Below are 24,324 nucleotides of genomic sequence, written 5' to 3'. Positions count from 1 at the left end.
GTGATCGCTTGTCACATGGGAGGGACAAGGTGTTATATCGCATTGAAGGCATTGTCATCCGCAGCATGGATTATGGGGAAGGCAACAAGATTATAACGCTGTGTACGAAGTCTCACGGCAAAGTAGGAGTACTCGTTCGCGGTGCCAAAAAAGTACGCAGCCGCCATGGTGCAGCCACACAGTTATTTACGTTTGGCGAGTACGTATTCTTTCGCGGCATGGGCGCTATTGGTACTTTGAACGCATGCGAGATTACTGAGCCGAATCATAAGCTACGAGAACAGCTCCATCTGGCGGCATATGCGTCGTACGTGGTGGAGCTTGTTGATCGTGCACTGCAAGATGAAGAATCTGGAGGCGCGATGTTTGATCAATTGCTTGCGTATATGCGAGCGATTCGAGAAGGCAAAGATGCTCAAGTGACAACACATATATTTGAAATGAAACTATGCCAAGCGGTAGGGGTTGCACCGGCTGTTGACAGTTGTGTAGTTTGTGGTCGCACAGATGAATTAACGGGGTTTGGATGGAGGCTTGGAGGAGCGATATGCTCTAAATGCCGCCCTCGTGAACATAGCCGCTACATGTGTTCCGTTAACATATTGAAGCTAATGCAAGTTTTTATTAAGACAGACTTACGAAGACTTGGGGATATTACGCTCAAACAAGAAACGAAGCTTCAACTTCGAGACTGCATGCGTGGTTATATGGATACCCACATCGGAGTTCGTTGCAAATCGTTGCAATTCCTTGAGCAGATGGAGAAGTATGATCTTGCTCCGCTCCCCTCTGAAAAAGAAACAAAGGAACAGGAAGGCAACGGCAGCGATTAGTCTGTCCAAGCTATCATACAGTACGCTGCTTGACGAAAGTTGTGTCATTCGATATGATATAATTTATTAATCAAATTAATAACATGCAGTGATGAAGTAAGTAGTTCGATCCGCAATTCGATAATAGCGATTCAGGGATGGTGAGAGCCTGAACGAATGGACGAATGAACCGGCACTTCGGAGCATGGATAACTTTAAAGTGGATAATTGCGAATTCAAGGAATAGTGATTATCAAGTAGGGTGGAACCGCGGGAGTTTTTTTGTATAGCAATACTCGTGCTCATAACGTCAGAGCTGAACCTATTCGTGTAAGGAGTGGACAGTCGCATGAATTTTCAACAAATCATTTTGACTTTGCAAAATTTCTGGGCAAAGCAAAACTGTATCATCGTGCAGCCGTATGATGTCGAAAAGGGTGCCGGTACGATGAACCCAATGACATTCCTTCGTTCTATTGGACCTGAACCTTGGAATGTTGCTTATGTAGAGCCTTCTCGTCGACCAGGAGACGGTCGTTATGGAGAAAATCCAAACCGTTTGTATCAGCATCATCAGTTCCAAGTGATCATGAAGCCTTCTCCAGACAACATTCAAGAATTGTATTTGGAAAGCTTGAAGCAGTTGGGTATTGATCCTTTGGCACATGATATCCGCTTTGTCGAGGATAACTGGGAGTCACCGACTCTAGGTGCATGGGGACTAGGTTGGGAAGTTTGGCTGGACGGCATGGAGATCACACAGTTCACATACTTCCAGCAAGTAGGCGGAATCGATGCGAATCCAGTCGCGGTAGAAATTACGTACGGGCTAGAGCGTCTAGCATCTTATATTCAAGAAAAAGAAAATGTATTTGATCTAGAGTGGGTTGAAGGAATCACTTATGGTGATGTATTCTTGCAGCCTGAATACGAGCATTCCAAATATACGTTTGAAGTTAGCGACACAGCGATGCTGTTTAATTTGTTCAATACGTATGAGCAGGAAGCGAAGCGCGCAATGGATGAGCATTTGGTATTCCCTGCTTATGATTATGTGCTGAAATGCTCGCATACGTTCAACTTGCTGGACGCACGTGGTGCAATCAGTGTAACAGAGCGTACAGGATTTATTACACGAGTGCGTAACTTGGCTCGCCAAGTAGCAGCTACTTACTATGAAGAGCGCGAGAAGCTTGGCTTCCCGTTGTTGAAGAAGGGAGAGAACCAAGATGCCTAAACATTTGCTCTTAGAACTAGGACTTGAAGAAGTGCCAGCACGTTTCGTGCGTGGTGCTATAGATCAATTGCAAGAGCGTGTAGAGCGTTGGTTGGAGCAATCTCGTATTGCCCATGAAGGCGTAAAAGCATATGCAACGCCGCGTCGTCTTGCTATCGTTGTGCATAATGCGGCTGACAAGCAAACAGACGTTCACGAAGAAGTGAAAGGACCAGCTCGTAAGATCGCTGTAGATGAGCAAGGGCAATGGTCTAAGGCTACACTTGGTTTTGCTCGCTCTCAAGGGGTAGATCCTGAGCAACTGTTCTTCAAAGAATTGAATGGTGTTGAGTACATTTACGCGAATAAGAGCAGTATCGGAACGGATACAGCTGATGTATTGGCAGAAGGCTTGAGCAGCATTGTTCATGCGATGACATTCCCTAAGAACATGAGATGGGGCGGCTATGAAATGCGCTTCGTTCGCCCAATTCGTTGGGTTGTCGCGTTATTCGGTAGTGACATTATTCCAATCGAATTTACAGGCGTTAAAGCAGGTAATGTATCACGCGGACATCGATTCCTAGGCCAAGAGACGGCCATTACTAGTGCTGAACAATATGTAGAACGTCTTCGTGAGCAGCATGTAATCGTTGATGTTGAAGAGCGTAAGGCGCTTATTGTCGGCCAGTTGGAAAAGTTAGCTGCTGAGAAGCAATGGAATATTTCCATCAAAGAAGATTTGTTGGAAGAGGTATTGTTCCTTGTTGAATATCCGACTGCGTTGTTCGGTACATTTGATGAGTCATTCCTTCACATTCCACAAGATGTACTTATTACTTCAATGCGTGAGCACCAGCGTTATTTCCCAGTGCTTGATGCGCAGAATCAATTGCTGCCTTACTTCGTCACGGTACGTAACGGTGATGATAAAGGTCTTGATATTGTTGCAAAAGGTAATGAAAAAGTACTTCGTGCTCGTTTGTCCGATGCGAAATTCTTCTATCAAGAAGATCAGAAGCTTCGCATTGAAGATTGCGTGAAGAAACTAGATTCCATCGTATTCCACGAAGAGTTAGGCACGCTTGGAGATAAAGTGCGTCGTATTCGTGCGATTGCAGATAAATTGGCAGCAGTCGTTAAGGCTGATGAGCAGACAGCTGTACAAGTAAGCCGTGCTTCAGATATTTGTAAATTCGATTTGGTTACGCAAATGGTTTACGAATTCCCAGAGCTGCAAGGTCAAATGGGTGAAGACTATGCGTTGAAATTGAACGAAGATGCTGAAGTTGCACGTGCCATTAACGAGCACTATAAGCCTCGTTTCGCGGGTGATACGGCCCCAGCCTCACTTGTCGGCCAGCTTGTAAGCTTGGCAGATAAAATGGATACGCTGGTAGGCTGCTTTGCTATCGGTATTATTCCGACTGGTTCCCAAGACCCATATGCATTGCGTCGTCAAGCAACAGGTATCGTACAAATGATCGTGGAGAAAAATGTACCGCTTTCATTGTCTCAATTGTTCGATGTTGCACTGGATGTACAAGAACAAGCACAATTATTGAAACGTAACCGTATTGAAATACGTAATGATTTGTATGAATTCTTTGGCCTACGTGTCAAAAATGTATTGTCTGAAGAAGTTCGCTATGACGTTGTAGACGCTGTACTGGCAGCTGGCTACGATGATGTGAAACTTACGATTGCACGCGGTAAGTCATTGATGAATGCGGTTCAGCAGGAAGCATTCAAGACAACTGTAGAATCCTTCAATCGTGTTGCTAACTTAGCAGCTAAGACTGAGCATGCAGATGTAAAAGAAGAGCTTTTCGAGCAAGATCAAGAACGTGAACTGTATGCAAATTGGAAGCTGGCACATGAGCAAATCGAACGTTCGATTCAACAGCCTGAACAAGTTCTAGTCGAGCTTGGCAAGCTAGAGCAATCGATTACTGCATTCTTTGACGATGTTATGGTTATGGCCAAAGATGAGGCAGTGAAAAATAATCGTTTAGCACTGTTGAAGCTAATTGCTAATGATCTTCATCGTTATGCTGATTTCTCTAAACTAGTGTGGGCGTCTGTCTAAAATAAACCTGATTGCGGAATGTGCAGAACAGGCTTAATGTTCAGCTCATTCCGTACTTTTTGTTGCTTGTTCGACAAAATTCTACAAGAATTTATAGAGTTCACTTCTTACAAGCAGGATTTTTCATGTGGGCAGCGTATATAATATAGACGATACTGAAACGTTGTAAATTTGTTTCCCATACAATTTGCAATTATTTGTATCCTAATTATGACTAGCAGGCGGATTAAGCATGGAGAAAAGGATGTCCTTACATCGAATTATTGTCGATGCGGATGCTTGTCCAGTAAAAGTCGAAATCATGACGATTGCTGAGCAGCATCACGTTCACGCTTTATTTATAGCTTCTTACGCCGCATATCAGAGTAACTCACTATCATCCAGCTACGTCCGCAGCATTTATGTGGATCAAGGCTTTCAAGCAGCAGATATGTATATTGCAAACGAAGCGCGGTCAGGTGACATAGTCGTGACGAATGACTATGGATTGGCCGCGCTATGTCTGCCCCGGGGATGCATCGTGTTGACGCCACGAGGAAAAGAATTACATATCGGCAATGTGGATGAACTGCTTGAACAACGCCATTTGTCTGCAAAGGCAAGGCGGGCAGGCCAGCGTACGAAGGGACCAAAAGCAATGACGCTAGAGGATCGAGAGAAATTCCAACATGAACTGACAAAAGTTTTGTTCAGGTAGCAGGAGAACCACTCCCTTTAGCGAATTAGTATTACGTGTTTCTATGAAGGTGATAATATGGTGAATGGAAATGGACCAATCCCTGAGCATTTTATTGATGAAGTGCTCACTCGAAATGATATTGTGGACGTTGTCTCCAAGTACGTTCATCTTTCGAAACATGGAAAATATTTAAAAGGACTTTGTCCTTTTCACTCGGAGAAGACCCCGTCCTTCACCGTTACGCCTGACAGACAGATATACCATTGTTATGGTTGCAATGCTGGCGGCACAGTTATTAAGTTCCTTATGGGGGTCGAAGGGTTTACCTTTCCAGAAGCGGTCAAACAGTTAGCTGAACAAGCAAACTTGGACTTTCAATGGGGGGATATTTCCTTTGAACGCAGCCCGCAAAGCGAGCTGAAGGACAAGATGATTGAAGCTCATGAGCTTGCAGCTAAGCTGTATCATTATATTTTGATGAATACGGCTCATGGTCAAGAAGCCCTAAGTTATTTGCGAGATCGGGGTATCAATGACAAGCTGATTGAGCAATTTCAGATTGGTTATGCACCAACACAATGGGATACGCTCGTACAATTGCTGGAGAAGCGCGGCTTCTCGCTAGAAGCGATGGAGCAGGCGGGACTATTGTCTGCGAAGCATCAGCAACCAGGTTATGTCGATCGCTTCCGGGATCGAGTTATGTTTCCCATATGGGATCGGAATGGGAAGGTAATTGGCTTCGGAGGTCGAATATTGGGAGAGGGACAGCCCAAATATTTAAATTCACCTGAAACGTTGCTATTTAATAAGTCTAAGCTCATATACAATCAGCATTTGGCACGACCGCATATGAAACGTACAGGACAGCTTGTTTTGTTCGAAGGCTATGCGGATGTCATTCAATCATGGGGTGCTGAAGTATTCAATGGTATAGCTACGATGGGAACCGCTCTTACTTCAGAACATGTCAAACTTATGAAACGGATGGTCGAACGTGTTATTGTCTGTTATGACGGAGATAATGCGGGACGAGCAGCTGCAAGCAAAGCAATCCCAATGCTCGAACAAGAGGGATTGGATGTATCTGTAGCGATGCTTCCTAACAGTATGGACCCGGATGATTATATTCGAGCCAATGGAGCAGAGCGATTCAGACACGCCATATTGTCTGCAGCAGTGTCACCTGTTAAGTTTCAGCTACTATCTCTACGCGGTGATCATATACTGCTAGAAGATGATGGTAAGCGCAGATACTTAAAAGAGGCATTGAAGCTGATTGCGCCAATCGAATCACCGACTGAGCGTGAAATGCATCTGGCGGAACTGTCCAAGCAGATTGGTGTTACCATTGAGAGTCTTAAGCAAGAGTGCTTCGAACTAAGGCAGAAGCTGTTGTCAAGAGGCCGAGGGGATAATTCGGACGATTGGTGGAATAATGTTAGGAATGATAAGAGAAGTATGACTCCTCCAGCATTATTGCCAGCCTATGTTTATGCCGAGCGTACCTTACTCGGACTTATGTTTCAAGATGTAGAAGTAGCTGATTATGTTGAACAACATCTTGGTGAAGGATTTAATACGGATGATCATGCGGCTTTAGCCGCTTATCTATATGCTTACTATGCGCAAGGGAAAGAACCGGACTTTAGCCGCTTTCTCGCAGCGCTGCATGACGATCGGTTAGAGCAGGTTGCGGCCTCGATATCATTGTCGGAAGTGCCACTGCGTTATGATCATAGTGTGTTGGATGATTATATTTCCATTATACAAAAGGTTCCTCTCCAACGCGAGATTGAACGTTTACATGAGGAAATGATCCAAGCCGAGCGTGCGGGTGATTGGATGCGTGCTGCACAGATTGGTAAAGAAAAAGTGACCCTAGAGCAACAACTGAAGCGATAGCAACAGGAGAGCGATATCTAGGGAGGAGGGAGTCGGAACATGGCGAAAGATCAACATACTGGACTTGAAGCCGAAGCTGCTTTGGACCAAGTGAAGGATCAGTTGATTGAACTCGGCAAAAAGCGGGGGGCGCTCACATACAAAGAAATTACTGAGAAGTTGGCCAATTTTGATCAAGATTCTGATCAAATGGACGAGTTCTATGAGCAGTTGAGTGACCTTGGAATTGAAATTAATGAGAACGACGATGAAATGGGCGGTCGACCAAGAGGAGAGCGCGAAGATGAGCAGGACGACTTCCAATATGAAGATGACTTGTCTCTTCCTCCAGGAATAAAGATTAACGACCCTGTTCGTATGTATCTCAAAGAAATTGGCCGTGTTCCTCTTCTCTCTGCTGAAGATGAGATTGACTTGGCGAAACGCATTGATCAAGGTGACGAGGAAGCTAAGAAGCGCCTTGCGGAGGCGAACTTGCGTCTCGTTGTCAGCATTGCGAAACGCTATGTCGGCCGTGGTATGTTATTCTTGGATCTTATTCAAGAAGGCAACATGGGTCTTATTAAAGCAGTTGAGAAATTCGATCACGATAAAGGCTTCAAATTCAGTACGTATGCGACATGGTGGATTCGTCAAGCGATAACGCGGGCGATCGCAGACCAAGCGCGTACAATCCGAATTCCGGTTCACATGGTAGAGACGATCAATAAGCTGATCCGTGTCTCCCGTCAACTCTTGCAAGAGCTAGGGCGTGAACCGACACCAGAAGAAATTGCTGCTGAGATGGAACTCAGTGTGGAAAAAGTACGTGAGATCATGAAGATTGCACAGGAACCTGTATCGTTGGAGACACCTATCGGGGAAGAAGACGATTCACACTTGGGCGACTTCATTGAGGATCAAGAAGCGTTGGCACCAGCAGATGCAGCAGCATATGAATTATTGAAGGAGCAGTTAGAAGATGTTCTCGATACGTTAACAGAACGTGAAGAGAATGTACTTCGATTGCGTTTTGGACTCGATGATGGCCGTACGCGTACACTTGAGGAAGTCGGTAAAGTATTCGGCGTTACTCGTGAGCGTATTCGTCAGATCGAAGCGAAAGCATTGCGCAAGCTTCGTCACCCAAGCCGCAGCAAGCGCTTGAAAGATTTCTTAGAATAGACACAGGATGCATAGACCTTCTGTTGCGCTCTGCAGCGCGCAGTAAGGTCTTTTCTTCCATATTGGCTATGTTCAATTCAATCCTAAAGCGCAAAAGATTGTAACTTCGCATAGGTAGAAGAGGCTAGATCTGATATCTATTGCTAGCACTTACATTAACATAGAAACTAACTTTATTTTTCAAATCTTCCTTCATTTATGCTGATGGGGATTATTTTACCTTTTTTAATTCTCAAATGCAAATGTGCGGTAAGATAACTTCGACATCATTATTAATACAGTGGGTGAAATAAACACGTGATCATAAAGTTATCGAAAAGACTTCAGCAAATTGCTGATTGGGTTCCAATGAATAGTCGTCTTGCTGATATAGGCTCTGATCATGCATTGCTGCCAACCTATTTGGCCAAAGAGAAACGTATTGTTAAGGCTATTGCTGGAGAAGTGAATCCAGGTCCTTTTGATGCGGCAGTACGGCAAGTTAAAGGTTCGCGTCTAGAGTCAATGATAGAAGTACGTCGAGGTGACGGGCTTGCCGTTGTTCAGGCAGGCGAAGTGGACTGTATTACGATTGCAGGAATGGGTGGAGGATTAATCGTCTCCATTCTGCAAGCAGGCGTAGATAAGCTGTCAGGCGTTCAGAGGCTTGTGCTGCAGCCGAATGTCGGTGAAGACCTTGTCAGACAATGGCTGCGAGATGAGCAATGGCTGCTTAAAGCAGAACATATTCTTGAAGAAGACGGCAAAATTTATGAGGTGCTGCTGGCAGAAAGACCGGTTGATGGTTGGAATGCTGATGAATTCGTGCAAGCAGACAAAGCTATGTATGCATCGAGACAATTGGCTTGCGGTTTCGTTCTTGATGAGCAGTGGCTGCTTAAGCTAGGGCCATATTTGTCTGAAGAAGTAGTAAGCGATGTCTTCATTGCAAAGTGGCAGCACGAAGTGAATAAGCAAGAGCGAATTCTGAGTACGATGGCAAAATCTGATGCGGAAGAAACAGCTGAACGCAGAGAACAGTTTGTTGCCTACAAATCAGAATTGGAGGAGTTGATCGCATGTTGGCAAAAGGGCAAACAATAGCACAGTGGATCGAGCAGCTTGCTCCGAAATCTCTCGCTGTTCCTGATGATCGCATTGGTTTGCAATTAGGAACGCTGCGAAAAGAAGTAGAGAACGTGCTTATTTCCCTAGATGTGACAGAAGCAGTCGTTGATGAAGCGATACGATTGAATGCCGGGCTCATTATTGCTCACCATGCGATTATTTTCCGACCTCTCAAAGATTTACAAACGGATACACCTGCTGGACGCTTGTATGAAAAGCTAATCAAACATGATATCGCGGTGTACATCAGTCATACGAACTATGATATTGTTGAAGGCGGCATGAATGATCTGATGGCACAGGCGCTTGAGCTGGATCAGCTTAAAGTGTTGGAGAAGGTGCATGAGGATCGTTTAGAGAAACTCGTTGTATTTATTCCAAAAACGCATTTGGAATCGGTTAGACAAGCCATTCTTGACGTCGGTGCTGGCTGGATAGGGGAGTACAGTCATTGCAGCTTCTACAGCGAGGGAACAGGCTCATTTAAGCCTTTGGAAGGTACGAATCCATATATCGGATCTACAGGTAAAATGGAAGAAGTAGAGGAAGTACGATTGGAAACCGTTGTGCCTCGCTCCATAAAGAGCCGTGTCCTGCGTACGATGCTGAAGGCTCATCCGTATGAAGAGGTGGCATACGATATATATCCATTGCAATTGGAAGGAAAGCCATCCGGTCTTGGACGTGTAGGGAAATTAAAGGAGTCGATGAGCCTGTCTGCTTTGGCAGAACAGGTTAAATTACGCTTTAACGTTCCATTTGTACGTGTTGTAGGACCAATGGAACGTGAAGTTCGCAAAGTAGCTGTACTTGGCGGTTCGGGATCCAGATATGTGAAGCACGCGCTTTTCCATGGTGCAGATGTGCTCGTTACCGGGGATGTAGATTTCCATACAGCACAAGATGCGCTTGCTGCAGGTCTATGTATAATCGACCCTGGGCATCATGCGGAGAAGATGTTTATTCCTGATGTAACAGCGCGTTTGCAGCAGCTCGCAGAGCAGAATGGTTCGAAGACGAATTTCCATGCTTCGGAAATTCATACCGAACCTTTTCATTTTATGTAAAAGTTGAGTGTTGAGTTTCTTGTGAGAAGCTAGTATACTTACGAATGTTGTCGGAAAGTTTGACAGACAATCGCTGGTGGTGCAAACCACGAGAGGAAAGTCCGGGCTCCACAAGGCAGGATGCTGGATAACGTCCAGTCAGCGCAAGTTGAAGGATAGTGCCACAGAAATGGACCGCCGATGGCCGCTTATGCGGCACAGGTAAGGGTGGAACCGTGGTGTAAGAGACCACGAGGAACGCTGGTGACTTCGTTCCTGGTAAACCCCATCTGGAGCAAGACCTAATGGGACGCAAGCCCTGCAAAGGGCTAACCTTAGCCTGAGGTGCGTCTAGGTTGGTCGCTGGAGCTGCCTAGTAATAGGCAGCCTAGATAGATGATTGTCACTCCGTAGTGGGAGGGTTGTTCCCGTAATACCACGATGAGTACAGAACCCGGCTTATGGCAAGCTTTCCATCGCACAACACACTTATGATGAAACTAAATCATATGAAACACATAACAGCCCGTATCGATTTACTCGATACGGGCTGCTTGTATATTAAGAAGTTTATTAACTATTAACGATCAAACTCAACAGCAGTTCGTTTCAGTTCACGTTGAACATTTTGTGGGTATAGCGACAAAGAGTGAGTACTTTGCGTTGCAAGATGAAGTGCACGCTCTACATCAATTTGTCCATATCCGTAATAACTGTCCTTTCCTTTTGTACCCAAGTCATTCACTGTTTGGCGCATAATATCATAGACTTCGGTATTTTTCAGGCCAGGATTAACCGAACGTATCAAGGCAGCCAGTGCAGATACATGAGGGCTGGCCATTGACGTTCCCGACAAAGCAGCATATTGATTATTCGTATAGGAGCTGGCGATAGATGTGCCCGGTGCTACGACATCGACATAATTGCCATAGTTGGAATACGATGCTTTGGCAGTATTCGAATCGGTAGCAGATACCGCGAACACTTCAGGATACGCAGCAGGATAGCCTGGCTGACTTGTATTGTCATTGCCCGTCGCTGCGATAAGGACAACATCTCTTTCATGGGCGTAGCGCACTGCATCATGGAGCAAAGCTCCATCTACATAATTGCCAAGACTAAGGTTGATTACTTTAGCCCCATTATCCGTTGCCCAGATAATTCCCTCAGCTACCGAGTACGATGTGCCAGAACCTGAACTATCAAGTACTTTGACAGGCAATATTTTATTGTACCAAGTCATACCGGCGATTCCTTCCTCATTATTAACAGAGGCACCAATAATACCTGCTACATGAGTGCCGTGCCCGACATCATCTTGCGGCTTCGCATTGCGATCGATCGCATTATAGCCAGGCAGCAGCTTGTCTTTCAAATCACTGTGTTTAAGGTCCACACCAGTATCGACTACAGCAACAATAACATCTTCGCGTCCTTTTGTTAGGGACCAGCCATTGTTTGTCTTAATTAATGGCAAATTCCACTGATAAGGCTTGTACAGCACGTCATTCGGGTCGGCTTCTGCCGTGTTATTTGCTCTAGGTGCTCGGTTATCTCTTCCAAAACGATCGCGTAATGGCGTTGCATGTAGGCTTGTCGGTGTCCCATCACTTCGTTTTAGATCGTTCGTCAAATATAAGTAATGGGGTTCCACATAGAGCGGGTTATAAGAAGCAAAGTATTGCTGCAGTCGCTCTGTTTCCATCCATTTGGATTGAAATACGTAGGCATTACCTACTTTTTTCACTGCTGTAGCACGTATATCATCACGCATGCGATTTAGTTGCTGCTCAGTAGGCTGCTGTCTAAAGCGTACGACGATTTCATCTGTGTAATAGTGACTTGTACCCTGATTGTCCTCACCATCTGCGACTTTCACATCTTTTTTCGTATTGGTATCTACGGATTTGACCCGATATTTGTGTTCAGGAGGATAAGGGACTACTCGCAGATTGCGCTGTTGATGATTATGCACTTGATAAATAACATGTTGGCTGACGACGGTGACAATGCCACCATTTGTTGCAGGACTCGGATAGCCTTGCACAACATATTGCTTGCCATTGAGCACAACTTCTGGTGATCGATAAGACTGTTTTTTTGTAACAGCATTTTCCGCTTTGTGCACGTAACCTGCAAGTTGTTCTTTCGTCGCTTGTTTGTCATGTTGGCTTGCATCAGGTATAGAACCACTGCGCACATGAGCTCCAGCCGATTGATTCACCCAACTCGTGTATACGAAGTGCGGATATTTTTCTCGGAAACGGTCCATTTTCAGTTTTATATGATTTTGATCTTTGGACGGCCATTGGCTAAGTGCGCGATGCATGGCTTGTTTCGTATCCGTTGACAGCAATCGCTCTGTTACCTTCATGTCTTGATGTACGGTGTTGAGTTTGTAGTGTTTCTCTTGAGAAGCAGATTGTACTCGGGCTGGCTGCTGATTGCTAGACATACTGTTCCAAAGTAAAGGAACGACGACAATGGTTGCTCCTAATAAAGACAAGCCAATCGCTGTACCACGACGCATGGTAATCCCTCCATAAATCATTCAAGTTGTCCGTTGACGTTGTTACATCTGTCATAGCTTGAGAGTTCTTGGGTCTTTTTATTCTTCTTGCCTAAATAGGTGGAAAGGAGTACCTTTTTCTCTTGGAATGTGGTAGGATGTGGGTAGTTTGGTTTCATTATAAATAGTACCTAACAATCGTCTAAGTGATAGGGCCAAGTTAAGGGGGAGCATTCCATGCCAGCTAATGTTAAGCAGCTGTGTGAAGCGTCTAGAGAGAAGCTGAAGTCCGTTATCGATCAAGTAGAGCCATTTTTAAATACGTACAGTTTGCAGGAGCTGGTAGGCAGCGAGCAAGATGAAGAAATCGTTAGTTTCTACAGAGGATTTTTGTCTGATCTACGCCACTTGCTCGTATTCTCAGAAGTAAGCTATGAGAAGTTGGGTGTTACTCTTCGTCGAGCGAATTTTGATACGAACTTTGCAGAACGGTCTTTGTATGAGGTATATCATCATGTCGTGAACGCATTCTTTTATCCGAAAAATGAATGCTATTCCGAAGATGGTCGTTATGCGTACACAGGGCAAGAAGCGATTCGTTTCCGTAAGAAGCCTATTCGTGTAGCAAGTGATATTATATTGAATATTACGAAAATGTTCGAAGAATTGCGCGATGAGCTAGCTTATTATGAAAATGATTATTTAACACAACGTAAAATGCAAAGCAATAAATAATATAGATGTAATCAAGAACGTCCGAACTTTTTGTCTCGGCACGTTCTTTTTTTATGCACGATAACAACTACCAGCTCGTTATGCGAGTATGCCTCCCCAGCGACGGACAACCTGTTAGTGGAGGTGAAGTTATATGTCCGTTCAACCAACGGTTAGATGTACGGTAGCTAACTGTACGTTCTGGGGTGATGGTAATATGTGTAATGCTGATTCCATTCAGATTGATATTGATGCGCATAGTCACAAAAGCTCCAAAGAAGAGTACGCAGATGAATTAGGTGTTTTGCATCAAGATCACGCCTCAGAGTCTTCTGTGACTTGCTGCTTGACGTTCAAGCCGAAAACTTCCTAATTGAAAAGGGGAGCTAACTATGTCTCATAAAAAGCATGATCGTCGTTTGAAGCGGAATCGAAATCGTAATCAGAATTCTATGCAAGATCAGCGGGAGTACCACATTGAGAGCGCTTATGAGCTTATGGGAAATGAAGCTCAAGATTTCAGGGTTGCTGATGAGAAGCGGGAAGCTGATGTACCAAGTGGACTTGGATACACAGCGATTGGCTTTGCGATAGCTTCGCTCTTTATGTTTCCATACATTCTAGGCTTGACCAGCATAGCACTCGGTTTTATGTCCATTTATCAAGGAAGTCGCTCAGCAGGGGCAACTGCAATGATTATTGGCGCAGCGGCAATTTTGATCCATTTCATATTTTTTACCTGATATAACTTAATGTATGGAGCAACAGTGCTGGAGGAGCAGGCAGGAGTGTACTGCTGCTCCTTTTGTCATTGGCATAGGGGATAAAAAGATGGTGAAATAACGTGAATACGTGTACAATAAATACTGTTCCAAGGAACATATTAGGCTGGGATCAACAACGGTAGTCGAATAAGCCGTTTTGATCTTTTTTGTTGTGAAAAGGAGGAGTCAGGAGGATATGAAAGCAAACGACATCATTTATGCGGATTATAGCGCATCAACCCCTCCTCATCCTGAGGTCATTCGTACGATGACAGAAGTGATGGAGCGTATTTATGCGAATCCATCTTCTATACATGAGTTAGGCGGACAAGCTGATCAATTAGTACTGCGTGCACGCAGTATCGTTGCACAGGTTCTACATGTTCAGCCACAAGAAGTAATATTCACCTCAGGGGCGACGGAGAGCAATAATATGGCTATTTTCGGTGTCGTTCGTGAGGCAATGCGATTAGCAGCAGCTGGCAATCCTGTTCATGCGATTGTATCTGCGGTAGAACATCCGTCCGTATATGCTTGTTATGAGCAGTTGAAGCTCGAAGGTGTAGAAGTTAGTATCGCACCTGTTGATAAAAATGGGCGTGTCGATTTGAAGCAGCTAGAACAGTTGATTAAACCTCATACGGTGCTGCTCAGTGTTATGCATGTAAATAACGAAACTGGAGCCGTGCAGCCCTTGCGCGAAATTGGCCAGCTGGTTGCTCGCTATCCTAAGCTTGTATTTCATGTGGATGGGGTACAAGGGCTAGGAAAGCTGTCTGTAGAACTCGCAGATTGGAATGCCCATCTATACAGCTTGTCAGGACATAAAATCCACGGTCCTAAAGGGATGGGGATACTTGTTAAGCGTGGCAGCTTGAAGCTTACACCGCTTATTCATGGGGGCGTGCAAGAGTTTGGCTTGCGTGCGGGTACTTCTAATGTGCCTGGCATATTGGCTATGTCCAAAGCGGTACGTATGGCGGTAGAAGCACAAGCTAAAGATGAAGAGAAGCTGCTGATACTAAATGAACGTATGTTGAAGCACATTCGTGAAATACCTGAGCTGGTGCTTAACAGCCCTGCATATCCGCTTGGTGCTCCACATATTATTAATGCCTCTTTTCCGGGGATGAAGGCAGAAGTAGCCGTTCATGCGATGGAGGAGCAGGGAATTGTGTTGTCAACGCAGTCAGCTTGTTCATCTAAGCTTCATAAGCCAAGCCGAGTGCTGTTGGCACAGACACATAATGAGCGCGTCGCTGCGAGCGGCCTGCGGATTAGTATGGATGCATCTATGACAATAGAGCAGATTGATCGGATAGGTAGTGCGTTAAAGGAAACAGTTGAGCGGTTAAAGCCGCTTGTACAGCGGGAAAGGTAGGTATAAGTAATGATTTATGATATGTTATTGCTGCGTTTCGGAGAAATTACGATTAAGGGACGCAATCGAAATAAGTTTGAAAAGGCAGCCTATCGGCATGTAAAAGAAGTGCTGAAGCCATTTGCGAATACTAAGCTAATTAAAGAATATGGCAGACTATACGTTGAGCTGAATGGAGAGGAAGTTGAGCCTCTCATCGCGGTATTGCGTCATGTATTTGGTATCGTATCCATTAGTCCGGTGAAGGTGGCGCCATCTGTCCTTGAGCCAATTATCGAGACGGCCTTAGCGATGATGCATGAGTATGATCCGCAGCCGGGAACGAAATTCAAAGTGGTCGGTCGTCGAGCTTGGAAGGGATTCCCTCATTCTTCTCAAGAGTTGAATCATTTAGTTGGAGCACCCTTGCTGCGTGAATTCGAGCAGTTATCGGTAGATGTCCGTAATCCAGAACTTAAGGTAACCGTTGAAGTGCGTGAAGAGAATACGTATATCTTTTCAGAAGTATTTCCGGCAGTTGGCGGATTCCCATATGGTACGAATGGTAAAGGTATGCTGTTGCTGTCTGGCGGTATCGACAGCCCTGTAGCAGGATATCAGGCAATGCGCAGAGGACTGGAGATTGAAGCTGTTCACTTCCACAGCTACCCGTTCACAAGCGAGCGTGCCCAGCAAAAGGTGCTTGATTTGGCACAAGTATTGGCTAACTACTCGGGCAGAGTAAAGGTACATATGGTGCCTTTTACAGAAATTCAAACACGCTTGCATCAAGCGAATGCTGAAAATGTTCTAATTACGTTGATGCGTCGTGCGTTCTTGCGTATTACGACAAAGCTGGCTGATAAACATAAAGCGCTTGCTATCGTGTCAGGTGATAGCTTAGGTCAAGTCGCAAGCCAAACGTTAGGAAGTATGAACGTTATCGGAAGAGCGACTGATTTGCCGCTGCTTCGTCCGCTCGTTACGATGGATAAAGAAGAAATTGTGCGTATTGCACAAGCGATCGGCACATTCGAGTTATCTATTTTGCCATATGAGGATTGCTGTACGCTCTTCGTTCCTAAGTCTCCAGCCACAAATCCAAACCTAAAAGTGTTGGAGCGAGTTGAGGCGTCGATACCAGAATTGGACGAGTTGATTGATAAAGCTGTGGAAGAGACAGATACAGTAGTACTGCGCGCTAACCGCGGTGGTATGGCACCACAGACAACTCCTGAGAACGATGGGGAAAATGAACTTGAAGCTTCATCTATACCTGCTGAATTGAACGTTAATAAGAATACAAATGATCAATCGATTGGAGATTGGTTCTAATAATCGTCATACCTCCTGCTTGTACAACATACAACTGTACAACAAGGGAGGGGACCACATTGGATTCATTATGGATTCTAATCGAGATCTTATTAATTAATATGGTACTTAGTGGAGATAATGCAGTAGTCATCGCGATGTCGACGCAGCATCTCCCTGAGGCACAGCGCAAAGTAGCGATCTGGTGGGGGGCTGCCGGAGCAGTCATCCTCCGAATTGTATTGACAGTGGTCGCTCTTTGGTTAATGGACATTCCTTTGTTGCAAGCGGTAGGAGGAATTTTGTTATTCGTCATTGCTATTCAATTGCTTGGGGATGGAAATAGTCATGCTATTTCTGAACGAAATACAACTAGCTTAAGGAGTGCCGTTGGCACCATCTTAACAGCAGATGTAATTATGAGTCTGGATAATGTGCTCGCGATTGCGGCTATATCGGAGGGGCATTTTCCATATCTAGTCATCGGGATCGCATTAAGCATTCCAATCGTCGTATGGGGGAGTACGCTTGTCAGCCGTTGGTTGGAGAAGTTTCCAGCTCTCGTTTATGCAGGTGCAGGAATATTAGGCTATACAGCTGGTAAAATGATGGCATCTGACGAAAAACTGCTGCTGTGGCTGCCGACCTGGGATGGGATTAAAGAAACGCTTCCGTGGGCGCTGGCGTTATTAGTCTTAGTACTTGGGATTTGGTTCCGATCTCGTCCGAAACCATCGATGTAACAGGAGAAGGCGGCTGCATCCTGAATATATAAGAAATGCTGCTTCCTCCAGACCATCTAAGCATTTTAGATGATGGAGGAAGTTTTTTTATGAGGTAAGGTAGTATTTTTGGTACGTTTCATATAAACTAGTAAGGATAAATGGGCGCGAATATCGTCGTACCGTGTCCGCCATCCTAAAGATGGTTGATTAATGGTCGTCAGAGGTGAATGGTATGTCCAGAAAAGAACCCGTTATCGGTATTTTCATACTAGCTGCGGGATTGTTCATCCTGCTTGGCAAATGGGGCTTTTTTAATTTTGTAGGCGGGACGATGTGGCCGTTATTTTTATTCTTGGTGGGAGCAGGCCTTGTCTGGCTCATTAGGAGTAGAATACTTCCTCCAATAGCATTTGTGCCTGGTGGAACATTGCTCGTATACGGGCTGTTGTTCATGGTTTGCCATTGGATTTCATGGGAATTGTTCCGTTACTTATGGCCGTTTATCCTAATTGGATTAGCTCTAGGGCTATACGGCTATAGCAGACTGGAATCTTACCCATCACCAAGGGCATGGCAGGCCGCTGTTGTGTTGGGAGGAGCAGGTATATTGCTGCTAGTGCTTACGCTAATTGTGAATATTAGCGTATACTTGATCGCATTCGGGCTAATCGTTGTGGGGGCATTGCTCATCTTCGGCGGTATGTCAAAGATACGTCGATAAAGGCAGCAAGCCAGCAGCACTTCGTTCTGAACGATTTAATTCACATGAACGGCGCCGGTTGACGGCGCCTTCTTCACGCAATTATTGTGATAACGGACTGAGTGGACTGTACAGAGCCAACCGATAAGACGACCCATTTTATAAATGTGCTACTATAGAAAGGAAAGATCGAACGTATGCAAGAGCGCAATAAGATCAGAAATATCGCAATTATCGCACACGTTGACCACGGTAAAACAACGTTGGTTGACAAGCTGCTACAACAATCCGGAACTTTCCGGAACAATGAAGTGGTGCACGAGCGCGCCATGGACTCGAATGACTTGGAACGAGAGCGCGGTATTACGATTCTAGCGAAAAATACGGCGATTACGTATAAAGATCATTTGATCAACATTGTAGATACGCCAGGTCACGCTGACTTCGGTGGTGAAGTTGAGCGTATTATGAAAATGGTTGACGGCGTACTTCTTGTCGTTGATGCTTTTGAAGGCTGTATGCCGCAAACGAAATTCGTATTGCGCAAAGCATTGGCTCACAACTTGACGCCAATCGTTGTTGTTAACAAAATTGACCGTCCAAATGCTCGTCCAAGTGAAGTTATTGACGAAGTATTGGATCTGTTTATTGAGTTGGAAGCGAACGATGAACAGCTTGAGTTCCCTGTCGTATATGCATCTGCATTAAACGGTACAGCGAGCTTGAATCCTGAGCAGCAAGACGATCACATGGAAGCTTTGTTCGAGACAGTAATCGAACATATTCCATCCCCGCAAGAGAATCCAGAGGAGCCGTTGCAGTTCCTTGTAACGTTGCTTGACTATAACGAATACTTGGGCCGTATCGCTATCGGTCGTGTGAACCGTGGTACGATTCGTGCAGGTCAACCGGTTGCGGTTATTAACCGTGAAGGTCAAGTGAAGCAAGCACGCATCGAGAAGTTGTTTGGTTTCCAAGGCTTGAAGCGTATTGAGCGCGAAGAAGCAGCAGCGGGAGATATCGTTGCAATTGCTGGTATTCGTGAAATCAACATCGGTGAAACGATCGCAGATATGGCGAACCCTGAAGCACTTCCAGTATTGCACATTGATGAGCCAACATTGCAAATGACATTCCTAGTTAACAACAGTCCTTTCGCTGGCCGTGAAGGAAAATGGGTAACGTCCCGTAAGCTTCGTGAGCGTTTGATGAAAGAGTTGGAGACAGACGTTTCCCTTCGTGTAGAGGAAACAGAAAGCCCAGACGCATTTATTGTTGCTGGTCGTGGTGAGCTACACCTAGGTATTCTTATTGAGAATATGCGTCGTGAAGGCTACGAACTTCAAGTATCCAAGCCTGAAGTAATCATTAAGGAAATCGATGGACAGAAGATGGAGCCAATGGAGCGTCTCCTTATCGACATCCCAGAAGATTCGATGGGTGCTGTTATGGAGAGCCTTGGAACACGTAAAGCTGAAATGGTCAACATGATCAACCATGGTAATGGACAAGTACGCTTGGAGTTCATCATTCCTGCACGCGGTCTTATCGGTTACCGTACTTCTTATCTGACGCTAACTCGCGGTTACGGTATTATGAACCATGCGTTCGATCATTACGGTCCTTATGCAGGCAGCCATGTAGGCGGTCGTCACCAAGGCGTATTGGTATCTATGGAGAACGGTACATCAACAATGTACGGTATGTTGTCTGTAGAAGACCGTGGTATTTTGTTCCTTAACCCAGGTACAGAAGTATACGAAGGTATGATTGTCGGTGAACATACTCGTGACAATGATATCGTTGTTAACATCTGTAAAGAAAAAGCACTTTCTAACGTGCGTTCTTCTGGTAAAGATGACACAGTTAGATTGAAAACACCTCGTGCTTACTCTTTGGAGCAGGCGCTTGAATACTTGAACGATGATGAGTATTGTGAAATTACGCCAGAGTCGATTCGCTTGCGTAAAAAAATACTCAACAAAAACGAACGTGAGCGTGCGGAGAAGCAACGTAAAGTTCAGTCATAGTAGACCTTAAACGGGGAATTCGTATTTTTCGTTGATGAGCAGAGCTTGTGTAAAGACAAATCTTATCTTTGCTGAAAGGATGGAGTCGTTATGCAGCAATGGTTTGCCGATCATATGTTAATTAGCTACTTGCTTATATTTGCCTTTGTAGCTTTTATATTTAACCAAGTGTTTCGGGTCCAGAAGCTACCCCTTCTAAAGGAGATTATTATTCATATTGTGATGGCGCTAGGTTGTCTCATTCTGCTAGTACTGCAGATTGACAAGCTGCCTATTATACAGTGTTTGTTTGTAGCTGTAGTGCTTATGTTTATGGTTCGTATTCGCTATTTCGTAGAGGGACGCCAGAAGAAGAAGCATCAAAATATGTCGTAATTGTATCCTCATCGACTGGAGGGGTTAATTTGAAGTTGCATGACGCTCTGTTCAATTGGCTGCAAATGGTCATTGTCGTTCGGCATCGTCCGAACGACGATGCAGCCAAGCAGACGCTTGATTTCTTCGCTCAAATCCTGCATGAAGATCACATGTTGACCAGCGTAGCCGATCAAGTCAATGAAAATACGTATACCGTCACTTATGAGCGTGAAGGACAAATCAATCAAGCTGAGTTCGACAGAAACTTATGTGAGCAGCTGTGGCATGATATTGAATCCAACCCGAAATACAATGAATAAGTGAGGTCAGTTATGAAAGTGAACACACCTTTACCGCCAAGACAGTCACAACAATCTAAATCAAGACCCAACTCAAGTACAAAATCTAATCCAAGATCTCGTTCTAAATCTACGAAAAAGAAAATGCCCACATGGTTGAAAGCCATGCTGACGGGCATTATTCTGCTTGTTCTTACGGGTATAGGATTAGCAACCTATTTTGTTCTGTATGCCAATAATAAGCTGCCGACCATATCAACCTTGGAAAAAGGTGGAGTGGGTAATCAAGTGGTTGTACCTACGCTAGCGCCTCAAACCGAGCCATTTTCCTTTGTGCTAATGGGAGTTGACTACCGCAAAGAACTGCCGGGTATGCGTACGGACGTTGTCATGGTGGGGGCTATGCATCCTGAAACGAAGGAGGCTGTGCTCGTATCATTACCGCGTGATACGCACTTTGCGATTCCAGGATACGGTCCTGATAAGCTCAATCATTTCTATCCTAACTTCCATAGCCTGCACAAAAAAGGCCAGTTGGATAGTCCTACACCGATGGAAGAAATGAAGGTTATGCTTGGTAAGTATATGGATCTAGATATCGATCATGCGATGGAAATCAACTTCCAGGGCTTCGTGCAAGTCGTTGATGCACTTGGTGGTGTAAGTATGAACGTGGATCAAGATATGTGCTATCGAGATCGAGCTGACGGAACAAATATCAAACTAAAAGCAGGGCAGCAAGACCTTAGTGGTCAAGAGGCGCTGGATTTGGTACGTTACCGGAAGTCTAACTGTAGTCCGAGAACACCGGAGACAACCGATGAAGACCGTAACGTTCGTCAAAATGCGGTATTGCAGGAGCTTGTAGGCAACATGCAATCTCTAGGCGGATTCTCCAAAGTCACGGATATTATCGACGCTCTGGCTGATAATTTTAAGATTGATATGACAAGTACCCAGATTCGCGATTCCTTTACTACATATATTGATATTAATCGCAACAATATTCACTATGTTTCAGTCGGCGGGGATTGGAAAAGTCCTTATATCTACATTAATGAAGAGAAGCTCGCACTGGCTAAACAATTGCTTAAAGATGTAATGGATGGCAAATCGATTACACCTGAACAAGCAGCTGGTGAAAATGTTGCGAATAGTAGTGAGTCAACACCAAGTTCAGCTCCATCACGCTAATTAGCAGAGAATTCGATTTCGACGAAGTAAAGCTCGGTCAAAAGCATAAGCAAGTTCTGCCTTCCACGCTAATACAATGTATAGAAACGGTGTATTGACTAGGAGGTTTGAATATGTCCGATTATACAAGGGTTGAGATCGATAATATGTACTTATATACAAAAAGCCTAGCGGTTAACCGTTAGGCTTTTTGTGCTTAGCGGAAGGATGTCCGCATATTACTTGTTAAGAGCCGGTGAACGCTGCTCTACGGTTTGCTTCATTTGTTTCACGCTTTTTGGCATCTGTGGGACGATGCGACCTACAATGTCCGCTAATTCATTGCTAAAACCGTGGATGGGGTATCCATTCCGAATATCATTCCCGATTTCTCGAAGACGCTGATTCATATCAACGTCAGCAGTTACAACGCTTTGCGCACCGTATTTATCTTTGCTCAATGCTTCAGCCACGGAATACTTGATTGTGCCTACACGTGACCGATCCAAATTAGCATCTACATCAATTCCGACGATAGCAGTGTTTCCGAATACAACGCAGTTCACGTTTTGTACGCCAGGTACTCGTTTGGCGATAGTTGTTAAGTGAGTGCGTAGTGCCTCTCTATCCATAGGTGCTCCTGGCTGAGTAGGAGAAGCAGCATGATATTGAGCTTGCTGTTGCGGGGAAGGAGCCGCCTGCTGCTTCGGACCGCAGCCTCCCAATATGCTGATGAGAATGACAGCCAAAATAAGTTTCCGCATCCTGATCTTCCTTTCGTCTGTATCATCTATGTTGCATGAAGTGGTAACAGGTAATCGCTCTTAATAGTGTGAGCGGCGGTGCAATGAATTATGTATATAGACATCTTGCCCTCATACTGGATAAAGCGCTGAACAAACCAATCGGAGGGGATTTTATGACCAAAATATTTGTATTGGATACGAATGTTCTATTGCATGACCCGAATGCTTTATTTGCATTCGAGCAGCATGAGGTTGTTATCCCAGCTACTGTCCTTGAAGAAATCGATTCTAAAAAACGCCTCGCCGACGAGATTGGACGTAATGCCAGAACAGTTTCACGACTTCTTGATGGGTTGAGGGAGTCTGGAAGCCTGCATAAAGGTGTCCCGCTGCCGAATGGAGGGTCACTTATCGTAGAGCTTAATCATCGGAGCTTCGTTAAAGTGCAGGAGTTGTTTGGTGAAATGACGAATGATAATCGCATCCTGGCAGTAGCCTTGAATTACAGTCTGGAACAGCAGCAGCTAGAACAGCCAAAAAGTGTCGTGCTCGTTAGTAAAGACGTGCTTGTACGTGTAAAAGGCGATGTGCTCGGTTTGCAGACAGAGGACTATTTGTCAGACCGAAGTGTGTCTTCGAACGACGAGCTATACACAGGGCATCGAGTCCTGCATGTTCATCCATCTGTAATCGATCAATTTTACAGCTATCGCTTCTTACCTGTGAATAGTTTGAATGTTGTGCTAAAGCTTCATCCGCATGAGTTTGTTATTTTGAAAGACGAGATGGGAACGAGCAAGTCAGCAATATTAAAGGTGAATGTTGATTGTACACGGTTAGAGCCGCTATATCTCAGCAATGACCCAGTGTGGGGGATTACGGTGCGTAATGCGCAGCAGCGTATGGCAATCGAGCTGTTGCTTAATGACGATATACCATTAGTAACATTGGCAGGGAAAGCAGGTACAGGGAAGACGCTGCTTGTACTCGCGGCAGGATTGATGAAGGTAGAAGATGAGCGCAAATATAAGAAGCTGCTTATTGGTCGTCCTGTTGTGCCTATGGGCAAAGATATCGGTTTTTTACCAGGAGAAAAAGAGGAGAAACTACGTCCATGGATGCAGCCTATATACGATAATTTAGAGTTTTTATTTGATACGAAAAAGGCTGGCGACATCGATAAAATTTTAGTTGGCTTAAGCAATATTCAAGTTGAAGCGCTGACGTATATTCGAGGCAGATCGATCCCAGGACAATTTATAATTATTGATGAAGCGCAAAACTTATCTAAGCATGAAGTAAAGACGATTGTTTCTCGTGTAGGCGAAGGGAGTAAAATTGTACTGGTAGGGGACCCTGCCCAAATCGATCACCCCTATCTAGACTCCGCAAGCAACGGTTTAACCTATTTAATAGAGCGATTTAAATTGGAGGGCTTAAGCGGCCATGTTACTTTAGAAAAGGGAGAGCGTTCGCAGCTGGCCCAAATTGCAGCAGATTTACTTTAAATAACATAAAACTAAAAATGATCATAAATAAACGGGGTGTCCTGAGTCGTTGAGACTTTTGGACACCTATTTTTTATGAGTCATTGGAGATGACAAGGAATGCTCAT

At 44.7% G+C, this 24,324-nt stretch carries 22 protein-coding genes and 1 other RNA gene; 21 read left to right on the top strand and 2 right to left on the bottom strand.

Annotated elements, in window-relative coordinates; genetic code table 11:
- The first annotated feature begins 29 nt into the window (after positions 1-29).
- The 9 genes from recO to rnpB all read left to right on the top strand — a co-directional run bounded on the left by recO (position 30) and on the right by rnpB (position 10,495).
- On the top strand, positions 30-833 hold the full coding sequence (gene recO / locus NQ117_RS18915) for a DNA repair protein RecO (RefSeq protein WP_258279577.1): 804 nt from the start codon (positions 30-32) through the stop codon (positions 831-833).
- 328 nt (positions 834-1,161) lie between these two features.
- The gene (gene glyQ, locus NQ117_RS18910; protein WP_258279576.1) at positions 1,162-2,049 is read left to right on the top strand and encodes a glycine--tRNA ligase subunit alpha; all 888 of its coding nucleotides are present in this window, start codon (positions 1,162-1,164) and stop codon (positions 2,047-2,049) included.
- Positions 2,042-4,117 carry a glycine--tRNA ligase subunit beta gene (glyS, locus tag NQ117_RS18905; protein ID WP_258279575.1) on the top strand — a complete coding sequence of 692 codons (2,076 nt, stop codon included), beginning with the start codon at positions 2,042-2,044 and terminating at the stop codon, positions 4,115-4,117. The genes glyQ and glyS overlap by 8 nt, the downstream gene beginning before the upstream one ends.
- A 232-nt stretch (positions 4,118-4,349) precedes the next feature.
- The gene (locus NQ117_RS18900; RefSeq protein ID WP_258279574.1) at positions 4,350-4,814 is read left to right on the top strand and encodes a YaiI/YqxD family protein; all 465 of its coding nucleotides are present in this window, start codon (positions 4,350-4,352) and stop codon (positions 4,812-4,814) included.
- A 57-nt stretch (positions 4,815-4,871) separates the two neighbouring features.
- Entirely contained in the window at positions 4,872-6,701 is a 1,830-nt protein-coding gene (gene dnaG / locus NQ117_RS18895) for a DNA primase (RefSeq protein WP_258279573.1), read from the top strand.
- Between the two features lie 39 nt (positions 6,702-6,740).
- Positions 6,741-7,865, top strand: a complete 1,125-nt coding sequence (gene rpoD / locus NQ117_RS18890) for an RNA polymerase sigma factor RpoD (RefSeq protein WP_258279572.1) — start codon at positions 6,741-6,743, stop codon at positions 7,863-7,865.
- Positions 7,866-8,162: 297 nt separating this feature from the next.
- Positions 8,163-8,948 carry a tRNA (adenine(22)-N(1))-methyltransferase gene (locus NQ117_RS18885; RefSeq protein WP_258279571.1) on the top strand — a complete coding sequence of 262 codons (786 nt, stop codon included), beginning with the start codon at positions 8,163-8,165 and terminating at the stop codon, positions 8,946-8,948.
- Complete coding sequence (locus tag NQ117_RS18880; RefSeq protein WP_258279570.1) at positions 8,924-10,039, top strand: Nif3-like dinuclear metal center hexameric protein; 1,116 nt, start codon at positions 8,924-8,926, stop codon at positions 10,037-10,039. Before NQ117_RS18885 ends, NQ117_RS18880 begins: the two co-directional genes overlap by 25 nt.
- Positions 10,040-10,093: 54 nt before the next feature.
- Positions 10,094-10,495, top strand: an RNA gene (gene rnpB, locus NQ117_RS18875) — RNase P RNA component class A.
- 103 nt (positions 10,496-10,598) lie between these two features.
- On the opposite strand, the gene NQ117_RS18870 is transcribed toward rnpB, so the two are convergent.
- Positions 10,599-12,548, bottom strand: a complete 1,950-nt coding sequence (locus NQ117_RS18870) for a S8 family peptidase (RefSeq protein WP_258279569.1) — start codon at positions 12,546-12,548, stop codon at positions 10,599-10,601.
- A 216-nt stretch (positions 12,549-12,764) separates the two neighbouring features.
- Between NQ117_RS18870 and NQ117_RS18865 the strand changes: the two genes are divergently transcribed.
- From NQ117_RS18865 to NQ117_RS18815, 11 genes are all read left to right on the top strand, one after another.
- Positions 12,765-13,262, top strand: coding sequence for a YpuI family protein (locus NQ117_RS18865; RefSeq protein ID WP_258279568.1), 498 nt, complete (start codon positions 12,765-12,767; stop codon positions 13,260-13,262).
- A 133-nt stretch (positions 13,263-13,395) separates the two neighbouring features.
- Positions 13,396-13,614, top strand: coding sequence for a DUF1540 domain-containing protein (locus NQ117_RS18860; protein WP_258279567.1), 219 nt, complete (start codon positions 13,396-13,398; stop codon positions 13,612-13,614).
- Between the two features lie 19 nt (positions 13,615-13,633).
- Positions 13,634-13,984, top strand: a complete 351-nt coding sequence (locus tag NQ117_RS18855) for a hypothetical protein (RefSeq protein ID WP_258279566.1) — start codon at positions 13,634-13,636, stop codon at positions 13,982-13,984.
- A gap of 217 nt (positions 13,985-14,201) precedes the next feature.
- The gene (locus NQ117_RS18850) at positions 14,202-15,386 is read left to right on the top strand and encodes a cysteine desulfurase family protein (protein WP_258279565.1); all 1,185 of its coding nucleotides are present in this window, start codon (positions 14,202-14,204) and stop codon (positions 15,384-15,386) included.
- 9 nt (positions 15,387-15,395) lie between these two features.
- Positions 15,396-16,700: a tRNA uracil 4-sulfurtransferase ThiI gene (gene thiI, locus NQ117_RS18845; RefSeq protein WP_258279564.1), complete on the top strand. Its 1,305-nt coding sequence runs from the start codon at positions 15,396-15,398 to the stop codon at positions 16,698-16,700.
- 59 nt (positions 16,701-16,759) lie between these two features.
- The gene (locus tag NQ117_RS18840) at positions 16,760-17,422 is read left to right on the top strand and encodes a TerC family protein (RefSeq protein WP_258279563.1); all 663 of its coding nucleotides are present in this window, start codon (positions 16,760-16,762) and stop codon (positions 17,420-17,422) included.
- Positions 17,423-17,636: 214 nt separating this feature from the next.
- Positions 17,637-18,125, top strand: coding sequence for a glutamate synthase (locus NQ117_RS18835; RefSeq protein WP_258279562.1), 489 nt, complete (start codon positions 17,637-17,639; stop codon positions 18,123-18,125).
- Positions 18,126-18,301: 176 nt separating this feature from the next.
- Positions 18,302-20,134, top strand: coding sequence for a translational GTPase TypA (gene typA, locus NQ117_RS18830; RefSeq protein WP_258279561.1), 1,833 nt, complete (start codon positions 18,302-18,304; stop codon positions 20,132-20,134).
- A gap of 90 nt (positions 20,135-20,224) precedes the next feature.
- Entirely contained in the window at positions 20,225-20,509 is a 285-nt protein-coding gene (locus NQ117_RS18825; protein WP_028595843.1) for a YlaH-like family protein, read from the top strand.
- Positions 20,510-20,538: 29 nt separating this feature from the next.
- Positions 20,539-20,811 (top strand): hypothetical protein, encoded by a 273-nt coding sequence (locus tag NQ117_RS18820; protein ID WP_258279560.1) that lies wholly within the window; start codon positions 20,539-20,541, stop codon positions 20,809-20,811.
- Between the two features lie 12 nt (positions 20,812-20,823).
- Positions 20,824-21,984: an LCP family protein gene (locus NQ117_RS18815; protein ID WP_258279559.1), complete on the top strand. Its 1,161-nt coding sequence runs from the start codon at positions 20,824-20,826 to the stop codon at positions 21,982-21,984.
- 218 nt (positions 21,985-22,202) lie between these two features.
- Here NQ117_RS18815 and NQ117_RS18810 read toward each other — a convergent pair whose 3' ends face one another.
- The gene (locus NQ117_RS18810) at positions 22,203-22,727 is read right to left on the bottom strand and encodes a YhcN/YlaJ family sporulation lipoprotein (protein WP_258279558.1); all 525 of its coding nucleotides are present in this window, start codon (positions 22,725-22,727) and stop codon (positions 22,203-22,205) included.
- A 155-nt stretch (positions 22,728-22,882) separates the two neighbouring features.
- Between NQ117_RS18810 and NQ117_RS18805 the strand changes: the two genes are divergently transcribed.
- The gene (locus NQ117_RS18805) at positions 22,883-24,217 is read left to right on the top strand and encodes a PhoH family protein (protein WP_258279557.1); all 1,335 of its coding nucleotides are present in this window, start codon (positions 22,883-22,885) and stop codon (positions 24,215-24,217) included.
- Positions 24,218-24,324: the final 107 nt, after the last annotated feature.

The organism is Paenibacillus sp. SC116, assembly GCF_024733555.1.
Lineage (GTDB): Bacteria > Bacillota > Bacilli > Paenibacillales > Paenibacillaceae > Paenibacillus_B.
The sequence above is the reverse complement of the archived record's forward strand: the minus strand, read 5'-3'. Positions and strand labels throughout refer to the sequence as shown.

Excerpts from the sequence above, each read along its gene's own strand:
- dnaG (WP_258279573.1), top strand. The coding sequence starts at position 4,872 with ATGGTGAATGGAAATGGACCAATCCCTGAGCATTTTATTGATGAAGTG.
- NQ117_RS18870 (WP_258279569.1), bottom strand. The coding sequence starts at position 12,548 with ATGCGTCGTGGTACAGCGATTGGCTTGTCTTTATTAGGAGCAACCATT.
- NQ117_RS18815 (WP_258279559.1), top strand. The coding sequence starts at position 20,824 with ATGAAAGTGAACACACCTTTACCGCCAAGACAGTCACAACAATCTAAA.
- NQ117_RS18825 (WP_028595843.1), top strand. The coding sequence starts at position 20,225 with ATGCAGCAATGGTTTGCCGATCATATGTTAATTAGCTACTTGCTTATA.
- rpoD (WP_258279572.1), top strand. The coding sequence starts at position 6,741 with ATGGCGAAAGATCAACATACTGGACTTGAAGCCGAAGCTGCTTTGGAC.
- NQ117_RS18850 (WP_258279565.1), top strand. The coding sequence starts at position 14,202 with ATGAAAGCAAACGACATCATTTATGCGGATTATAGCGCATCAACCCCT.
- NQ117_RS18805 (WP_258279557.1), top strand. The coding sequence starts at position 22,883 with ATGACCAAAATATTTGTATTGGATACGAATGTTCTATTGCATGACCCG.
- NQ117_RS18880 (WP_258279570.1), top strand. The coding sequence starts at position 8,924 with ATGTTGGCAAAAGGGCAAACAATAGCACAGTGGATCGAGCAGCTTGCT.
- NQ117_RS18835 (WP_258279562.1), top strand. The coding sequence starts at position 17,637 with ATGTCCAGAAAAGAACCCGTTATCGGTATTTTCATACTAGCTGCGGGA.
- NQ117_RS18860 (WP_258279567.1), top strand. The coding sequence starts at position 13,396 with ATGTCCGTTCAACCAACGGTTAGATGTACGGTAGCTAACTGTACGTTC.
- thiI (WP_258279564.1), top strand. The coding sequence starts at position 15,396 with ATGATTTATGATATGTTATTGCTGCGTTTCGGAGAAATTACGATTAAG.
- NQ117_RS18855 (WP_258279566.1), top strand. The coding sequence starts at position 13,634 with ATGTCTCATAAAAAGCATGATCGTCGTTTGAAGCGGAATCGAAATCGT.
- NQ117_RS18865 (WP_258279568.1), top strand. The coding sequence starts at position 12,765 with ATGCCAGCTAATGTTAAGCAGCTGTGTGAAGCGTCTAGAGAGAAGCTG.
- NQ117_RS18900 (WP_258279574.1), top strand. The coding sequence starts at position 4,350 with ATGGAGAAAAGGATGTCCTTACATCGAATTATTGTCGATGCGGATGCT.
- glyQ (WP_258279576.1), top strand. The coding sequence starts at position 1,162 with ATGAATTTTCAACAAATCATTTTGACTTTGCAAAATTTCTGGGCAAAG.
- NQ117_RS18810 (WP_258279558.1), bottom strand. The coding sequence starts at position 22,727 with ATGCGGAAACTTATTTTGGCTGTCATTCTCATCAGCATATTGGGAGGC.
- glyS (WP_258279575.1), top strand. The coding sequence starts at position 2,042 with ATGCCTAAACATTTGCTCTTAGAACTAGGACTTGAAGAAGTGCCAGCA.
- typA (WP_258279561.1), top strand. The coding sequence starts at position 18,302 with ATGCAAGAGCGCAATAAGATCAGAAATATCGCAATTATCGCACACGTT.